At 40.4% G+C, this 8098-nt stretch carries 9 protein-coding genes; 2 read left to right on the top strand and 7 right to left on the bottom strand.

Annotated elements, in window-relative coordinates; genetic code table 11:
- Positions 1–65 precede the first annotated feature (65 nt).
- The 3 genes from J4N25_RS23995 to J4N25_RS23985 form a co-directional block, all read right to left on the bottom strand.
- A complete protein-coding gene (locus J4N25_RS23995; RefSeq protein WP_242696011.1) occupies positions 66–824 on the bottom strand; it encodes an ISAon1 family transposase in 759 nt (252 codons plus the stop codon).
- Positions 817–1170 carry an ISAon1 family transposase N-terminal region protein gene (locus J4N25_RS23990; protein WP_207424427.1) on the bottom strand — a complete coding sequence of 118 codons (354 nt, stop codon included), beginning with the start codon at positions 1168–1170 and terminating at the stop codon, positions 817–819. The genes J4N25_RS23995 and J4N25_RS23990 overlap by 8 nt, the downstream gene beginning before the upstream one ends.
- A gap of 349 nt (positions 1171–1519) precedes the next feature.
- Entirely contained in the window at positions 1520–1984 is a 465-nt protein-coding gene (locus J4N25_RS23985) for a hypothetical protein (RefSeq protein WP_207424426.1), read from the bottom strand.
- A gap of 52 nt (positions 1985–2036) precedes the next feature.
- Here J4N25_RS23985 and J4N25_RS23980 point away from each other — a divergent pair, with 52 nt between their 5' ends.
- Positions 2037–2522, top strand: a complete 486-nt coding sequence (locus J4N25_RS23980; RefSeq protein ID WP_207424425.1) for an ABC transporter ATPase — start codon at positions 2037–2039, stop codon at positions 2520–2522.
- A gap of 34 nt (positions 2523–2556) precedes the next feature.
- On the opposite strand, the gene mtgA is transcribed toward J4N25_RS23980, so the two are convergent.
- The 4 genes from mtgA to rpsF form a co-directional block, all read right to left on the bottom strand.
- Complete coding sequence (gene mtgA / locus J4N25_RS23975) at positions 2557–3282, bottom strand: monofunctional biosynthetic peptidoglycan transglycosylase (RefSeq protein WP_207424424.1); 726 nt, start codon at positions 3280–3282, stop codon at positions 2557–2559.
- A 74-nt stretch (positions 3283–3356) separates the two neighbouring features.
- Positions 3357–3800, bottom strand: coding sequence for a 50S ribosomal protein L9 (gene rplI / locus J4N25_RS23970; RefSeq protein WP_207424423.1), 444 nt, complete (start codon positions 3798–3800; stop codon positions 3357–3359).
- 17 nt (positions 3801–3817) lie between these two features.
- Entirely contained in the window at positions 3818–4081 is a 264-nt protein-coding gene (rpsR, locus tag J4N25_RS23965) for a 30S ribosomal protein S18 (protein WP_207424422.1), read from the bottom strand.
- Complete coding sequence (gene rpsF / locus J4N25_RS23960; RefSeq protein WP_207424421.1) at positions 4081–4446, bottom strand: 30S ribosomal protein S6; 366 nt, start codon at positions 4444–4446, stop codon at positions 4081–4083. Before rpsF ends, rpsR begins: the two co-directional genes overlap by 1 nt.
- 261 nt (positions 4447–4707) lie before the next feature.
- Here rpsF and ccsB point away from each other — a divergent pair, with 261 nt between their 5' ends.
- Positions 4708–8049, top strand: a complete 3342-nt coding sequence (gene ccsB / locus J4N25_RS23955) for a c-type cytochrome biogenesis protein CcsB (protein WP_242696010.1) — start codon at positions 4708–4710, stop codon at positions 8047–8049.
- The last annotated feature ends 49 nt before the right edge of the window (positions 8050–8098 follow it).

Below are 8098 nucleotides of genomic sequence, written 5' to 3'. Positions count from 1 at the left end.
TACCGATGGTTAAAATACGCCCTGGAGAATATCATGACGATCAACCATAAGAATATCAGAGATCTCTATCCGCAGAACTTTAAGAAACTAGTTGAAACTGACAATATGTAGTTGTTCGGGCGGATACACAGCAGATAGGCTTTCTGTAGAAGTGGGTACCTGGGCAACAGGATATCTGCGCGTTCTTTCTGACAGGGAGTCCATCTGGATGATGGCTTAAAAAGCAGGTAGCGGCTTCTGGCAAGCAGCTGTTTTAGAGTATCCCCGTTGCTCAATACTTCCGGCTGGTATTTCTGTTTACTCTTTCTGGCTTCGGCTATTAGCTTATTTTCTTCATCCAAGGCCTTCCAGCGATACTTTATCCGAAGTTCCTGAACAGCATCTGAAGCTAGTTTCTGAACATGAAAGCGGTCAATTACCCTTCTGGCATGAGGAAAGCAACGGCGAATAGCTTTAGCCATATTAGCTGCCATATCCAGGGTAACTTCTTTAACTTTGTTTCGAACTCTTAGGGGAATACGCTCCAGTACCGCTATAATATCTTCTGCTACTGTTCCTTTACACATGGCCACAATAGCTCCCTTTCGTCCTTTTGCTGCCTTATTGGTAACAATGGTATAAAGTTCTCCATTAGAAAGGGCGGTTTCATCGATACTAAGGTACTCGCCCTGATTCTTTGGAAACACCAGCCATTTCTCTGCATGTTCTTTTTGATCCCAGCTATGATAATAACTCAGATAGTCCTTGTATTGCTCCTGCAACTGCTTGCCATCCACTTTAAAGTAATGACCCAGCTGATAAGCACTGATCGGATGGTTATCCAAATATTCCTTTTAAAAAAAGACCGAATTCTGTTGTCATTCGTGCCCCTTTATGTACTAAGTCCCAGTCTCTTGTAACAATTTCTCCTGTAGATAATACTGTCCATCTGCGACGTCTTATACACAGAGCTACCTTTTGTCCCCGAATGGGAAAATCCTGAATGCTGACGGCGGGAAGAAGACCTTTTGACTCTAACTTTTGATCCTGATACTCATGGGGAACAAAGTTCTTTTCCTCCAGATGGATTTCAAGACCTGACTCTCTTTGAAGAACCTGCTTTAATTCAAAGAAATCTAATAATCCTTTTGGTAATAGAAGAGTAGCTAATTGTAAGTATGGATCTTGCAAGACAATAATATTTACGTTTTACTGCTTGCAAAAAAACACTTTTTATTCCTTCCCCCCAAGAATTCCGCTTGATCCGCTATGTGATCCCAACTAATTGTAAAAGATCAAAAATGGAATTAAGAAGCCGCGTTAACTCTTTAAAAATAGACGTCCCATTCTCAAAAGCACAAAATAAGTATGGCTCGCTGCCTTGGGAGAAACGAGCCATCTTATTTTAACACATTAATCATTAATCAAAGTCATATCTATGGGAGTATTAACTTCTGCGACAAAAATAGTCAATAATATTATGTAGCCAATAAAAGATTAACAATTTCTTAGTCTTTTTTAAATAGGAGTATGGCATTAATCAGTTACGGGTATAGTCGAGCATGTTTGTCCTCAAACTATCCAGCATCTCTGCCTGAACGTTAAGTACCGGAATTCTTAACTCCCGGGCCATCGAATCTATATTTCCTTTCGGATCATTATAAGTTTGAACGATAATATCATCTTCCTTGGTTCTCAAAACAATCTCACCTACTTCTTCTGTGCCCAGGTAATCAAAGTCATCAAACTTCTTTAAATTAAACGAAAAATATTCCTGCTTTCCATTTACATAGAACTTCTTAAATCGGAAGAATCCATTATCAGTTATAACTAGCTCCCACTTTTTAAGTTTCTGCTTACCCGCTGTCGCATCAAAACAACTCTTAACGAAATTTTCAGCCCAGCTCACATTTGCCCGGATAGAAATATCTGAGAATGCCGAAAAAAGAAAAATCACCAAAAGCAACAAAACCAGGACCAGTCCTTTTTGACAATTATAAAACATGATTCAGAGAAGCTAAACCTCTACTAATTTAAGAATTAACTAACTTTATGCCATGCAAATTTCAGAAAATTCAAGGGTTTGGATTTATCACTCTGACAGACCTTTTACAGATACAGAAAAAAGAGAGATAGAGGCATTATTGGGCAACTTTACAAGTCAATGGCAAGCACACGGTTTTCAGCTGGCAGCATCTGCAGAAATTAAATATGATCGCTTTATCATATTAATGGTGGATGAGAGTCAGGCAGGCGCAACAGGCTGTTCTATTGATAAATCTGTTAACCTTATGAAGCAAATTGAGGCCGACTATCGGGTAAATCTTTTCGATCGCTTTAACATTGCCTACAAGCAACAAGAAGAGGTATCGTCCTGCAACAGGGATGAATTCGAAAGATTAATCCAGGAAGGAAGAATCACTGAGAACACTATTGTATTCAACAATCTGGTTCAAACAAAAAAAGAATTAGATAGCAATTGGGAAGTTCCATTCAAGCAGAGCTGGCACGCCAGGGTTTTCAGCCTAAGTTCTGCCCAATAAAAGTGGTCGACTCTTGGATTTGATTAGAATACCACTAATCAAATCTAAGCTTACCTATTCTCCTCATATTTCTTAAGATTAGATACTGCTTATAATAAATGTATTTTGTAGGATGAGCTGGAGACCACTTCCTTGGGTTCGGTAATACTGCAATGATCAAAGCAGCTTGTCCCTTGGTTAACCTCTGTGAGGATTTATGATAATACTTCCTCGTTGCTGCCTCAGCGCCATATATCCCATCGCCCATCTCTGCAACATTCAAATACACTTCTAATATTCTTTCTTTACTCCAAAAGATCTCTATCAGAAGCGTGAAATAAGCTTCAAATGCCTTTCGAATATAGGATCGCCCTGGCCATAAAAAGACATTTTTAGCAGTTTGCTGACTTATAGTACTCCCTCCTCTTATTGGCTTCCCTGCTTTGTTCTTCGCATATGCCTTTTGAATAGATTTGAAGTCGAATCCAAAGTGATGCATGAAGTTAGCATCTTCTCCAGCTACCGCAGCCAGCTTCAGGTTGTTCGATAACTCCTCAGAATTTCTCCATTCTTTCTCCAATTTCCATCCCTCTCCTGCCACAACACCTCCAATGCCTCTTTGAACCATCAATAAGGTAAAGGGAGGATTAATGAACCGATAGATGATAACCCAGGATATAGTAATGATAAAAAACCATAGAACTACTTTCCTGGCTACTGTGATAAATCTTGAAAATCTACTAGAGCTTTTTTTGGGGGATTTTTTCTTCGCAGGAGACATCGGGGCAAAAATAAAAAGTGCTTCTGATAAATTACCAGAAGCACTCTAATTTTATTTTTCTTTCGAAAAAGAGCTTATTCAGCTACAACTTCAAAAGGAACTTTAACTTTAACTTCTTTGTGCAAGTTCAAGTTAGCAATGTATTCACCTACAAACTTAGGTTCAGTTTCGAAAGTGATACGACGACGATCCACATCGAATCCTTCTTTCTTCAATGCATCTGCCACCTGAATAGTGTTAACAGCACCAAAGATTTTACCACTTTCACCAGCTTTAGCGCCGATACTAAGTTTAACGTTCTCTAAACGAGCAGCAATTGCAAGAGCATCATTTTTAATCTTCTCTTGTTTGAACTGAGCTTGTTTCAAGTTTTCAGCAAGTACTTTCTTTGCAGAAGGAGTAGCCAAAGTGGCAAATCCTTGTGGAATTAAGTAGTTACGTCCGTAACCTGGCTTTACTTTAACTACGTCGTCTTTCTCGCCAAGGTTTTTAACATCCTGTTTTAAAATAATTTCCATGTCGTACTTACCTCCAATTATTTTAATGAATCAGTAACATATGGTAAAATACCGATGTGACGGGCACGCTTTACAGCCTGAGCCACTTTACGCTGGAACTTCAAAGAAGTACCAGTTAAACGACGTGGTAACACTTTACCCTGATCGTTAACAAACTTCAAAAGGAAGTTAGCGTCTTTGTAATCGATATATTTGATCCCGTTCTTTTTGAAACGGCAATACTTTTTACGGTTGTCCTCTACTTTAGGGGCAGTTACGTATTGAATTTGTTCTCTTGCCATTATCCAGCTACCTCCTCAGTTTGTTGTTTTTTCTGATTGAAAGCGCCACTACGTTTTTTCTCGCTGTAAGCACGTGCATGCTTATCAAGAGCAATCGTTAAGAAACGCATCACACGCTCATCACGCTTGTATTCAACCTCCAGTTTATTAATTAGTTCACCCGGAGCCTTAAATTCAATTAGGTGATAGTATCCAGTAGTTTTCTTTTGGATTGGATACGCTAGTTTTTTCAAACCCCAATTATCCTCGTGGATAATTTCGGCTCCGTTATCAGTTAAAACACCGCGGAATTTGGCAATAACCTCTTTCGCAGCTTCGTCAGATAACAACGGGGTAAGAACGATCACTGTTTCGTACTGTTGCATTTTCTGTTTGTTTATCAATTATTTAACCCTTAGACAAAGGGAGCGCAAATGTAGACAAAAAGGAAATAAAATCAAAACCAATAACCAGAAAATATGAACAGTATTCCCTTCTAACGAATATGCTCTATTTAACCCTTCTAACTCTCATTCCAATATCATATGAATATCATTCCAGTATCTTATTTTTGGAAAACCTCAAATAGTCCTATAAAATTACCTAATATGGTGCCTTTTTCTTGGGCAGGCAAAAATCCACACTAAATGATTTCTAAAACGATAAATATTTTGTTCTCTACCCGAACTATGGGTATCCTGTTGCTTTTCTATGCGTTCTCTATGGCTCTGGCTACATTTGTGGAGAACGATTACGGAACTGCAGTTGCCAAGCAACTGATCTACAACTGCTGGTGGTTCGAACTTGTTATGGTATTGCTGATACTAAATTTCGTGGGCAATATCAAAAGGTATCAGTTGCTATCCTTAAAAAAACTTCCCCTACTTGTATTTCACCTGGCTTTCATCATTATCTTCATCGGAGGGTTTATCACCAGGTATATTAGTTTCGAGGGTACAATGCACATACGTGAGGGGGATTCAAGCAATGAGGTAGTGTCGGATGCTACCTTCTTTAAAGTGCAAATAGGTTTAAATGAACAAGCACTTGCTTATGATGATGTTCCCGTAATACTCCTTTCAAATCGGATACCCTGGTATCTTAAGCCTTTTAACAAATCCTTCGTATCTGAATACGATTACAAGGGAAAAAGGGTCAAGATGAGAGTGATAGATTTTTATGCCCGGGCGCAGGATTCACTTGTTCTTAACCCCTCGGGTAAACAAACGCTGCACCTAGTTGTGGTTGAAAATGGCAAAAGGGTAAATAAATATATTCCAAGCGGAAGTATTAAGCTCATCCAGGATATGATCGTTAGCTATAATAAGCCTACTCCTGGTGCTATTAATATTGCAGACGCGGCCTCTGGCTACACCATATCTTCCCCATTTCAGGGTAATTATATGATCATGGCCACACAGGAAAGGAAGGCGGTGACATCAGATAACAAACCTCAGGATTTCCATCTCAGAAGTCTTTATCAATTCGGGAACTTAGCCTTTGTTGTACCTCAGCCTGCTTCGCCAGGTGACATCGTTTATTTTGAAGGCGACAAACGTACAAATGAGCACGATCTGGATTTCCTAAAAGTGGAGGTTACTACACCAAATGCAGTTGATACAGTATCTTTTTATGGAGGAAGAGGAATGACAGACTTTCAGTCGCAAAGCGAGATCGGTGGACTTCCAATTTCACTTGCTTACGGATCGAGGGTATACCTGGCACCTTTCTATTTGAAGCTCACTGATTTCAAAATGGAGAAGTACCCGGGCAGTAATAGTCCCGCTGCTTATTCATCCGATGTCCTTATCCAGAATGGACAAACCGAGCGCCCTTATAAGATATTTATGAACCATGTGTTGGATGAACAGGGTTACCGCTTCTTCCAATCCAGCTATGACCCCGATGAACTTGGAACAGTGCTATCTGTAAACCACGATTTTTGGGGAACCCGGATAACTTATATCGGTTATGCTCTCCTATTTCTAGGTCTTTTTGTTACGCTTTTTTGGAAGGGTTCGAATTTTCACAAATTAAGCCAGCAATTAAAGGAACTATCCAAATCAAAAGCCCGCCTAATTCTATTGCTATTCCTGCCTTTCGCCGCTCAGGGCCAGGAAATTGATATGCATGGAAAAGAAGCGGGACATGACCATACTCAGCATGAGCATAGCGAACATGATCATAGTCAGCATGACCATACTCACACGCAGGATAGCTCGGCAATGCCAGCGGCAGAAGCACCAAATCATGATCATGCTGCCGCCATCCAACAGCTCCTGGCAGGCCAGATGCTTGATGCTAAAACATTTGCAAATACTGTTCATATTGATGAAGCTCATGCAGACAAGTTTGGCCGTTTGCTGGTACAGAATATTGATGGACGTATAGAGCCGGTAAATACTATGGCGCTGGAAATCCTACGGAAGCTTTACCGCAAGGACCGCTTTTATAACTTAAGCGCAAACCAATTCTTTTTGTCTATGTCTGCGCGCCCGTTTGATTGGGTTAATGTACCCCTGATAAAAGTTGGCTCTAAAGGAGGCCCGGGATTACTTCAAGCGGTAGAGGCAAATGAAGAAGGATACACCAGCATGGTAAACCTTCTTGGTCAAACTCCTGATGGCAGCGTAGATTTTCGCTTGAAAGATGAATATTTGAAATCTTTCGCAAAAAAGCCGTCTGAACAAAACGGATATGACAAGGATATCATTGAATTGAACGACAAACTGCAGGTGATGCAACAATTACTCAATGGTCAATATTTGCGAGTCTTCCCTATCGCAGGAGATAAAAACAATACCTGGAGTGCGCCTCAGGCCCCAGTTGCGAATAGTCCAGCTAAACCAAATGCAGCAGTCGATTACATGGTAAGCGTTAATAATGCAATCCAGACCGGAAATTGGAATGAGGCCGAACAGAAGTTGGGAGCTCTTAAACAGATCCAGCTCCAGCTGGGCAAAGACATTGTACCGTCAGCTGCAAAAATTGAAATGGAGGTGCGCTACAATTCCTGGAATATATTCCTGAAGTTAATGATTGCGTACGCCCTGCTGGGCACCTTGATCCTTGCTCTTGCATTTGGAAGGCTTTTCAGCGAATCAAAAACTTTGGCCAAAGCTGTAAAGATTTTACTGATATTGATAAGTATAGGAGCTTTTTTACAGATGTTCGGACTGGGAGTGCGCTGGTATATATCCGGACACGAACCGTGGAGCAATGGGTATGAAGCTGTAATGTTTATCAGCTGGATCGGGGTTATGTCTGGTTTGCTGCTGTACCGTAACAGTAATGCTTTTATTCCAGCTGCAGGATGTCTCATCGCAGTTATTTTAATGGGATTTGCACATGGTGGTTCACAAATGAACCCTCAGATCACGCCACTGGTACCTGTGCTTAAATCCTATTGGTTAATGGTGCATGTTGCTATCATCACTTCCAGCTACGGTTTTTTCGGATTAAGTGCTTTATTAGGCACTGTAGTATTGGTCCTTTATATCATCGACCATAAAAAGATCGGAAAAAAAGTAGCCGCTTCTGTTAATGAACTAAGCATCGTGAACGAGATGTCGCTAACAGTGGGGATATTCCTTTTAACAGTTGGTACTTTCCTTGGTGGTATATGGGCAAATGAAAGCTGGGGACGCTACTGGAGCTGGGATCCTAAAGAAACGTGGGCGTTTATTTCAGTGATCGTTTACGCATTTGTTCTCCATCTGAGACTTATACCGGGAATGCGAGGCAAATACCTGTTCAACTTACTTTCACTGCTTGCCTTTTCAGTCATTATCATGACCTATTTTGGTGTAAATTACTATCTAAGTGGACTGCATTCTTATGCTCAGGGTGATCCTGTTCCAATTCCGTCATGGGTTTATATTACAATTTCAATTGTAGCTATTTTGGCAATAGTTTCTTACAGACGATATAAAAGCAAGCCTGTTGTAGTTCCAAAGCCAGCCGCTGCGCAAAAGACCAGGCGGAAATAAAATTTAAGACGCACGTATACTATTCTAAAAAAACGTTCGTATAATATAT

The sequence above is a fragment of the Desertivirga brevis genome (assembly GCF_017355835.1).
This window is presented reverse-complemented; position numbering and strand designations above follow the sequence as displayed.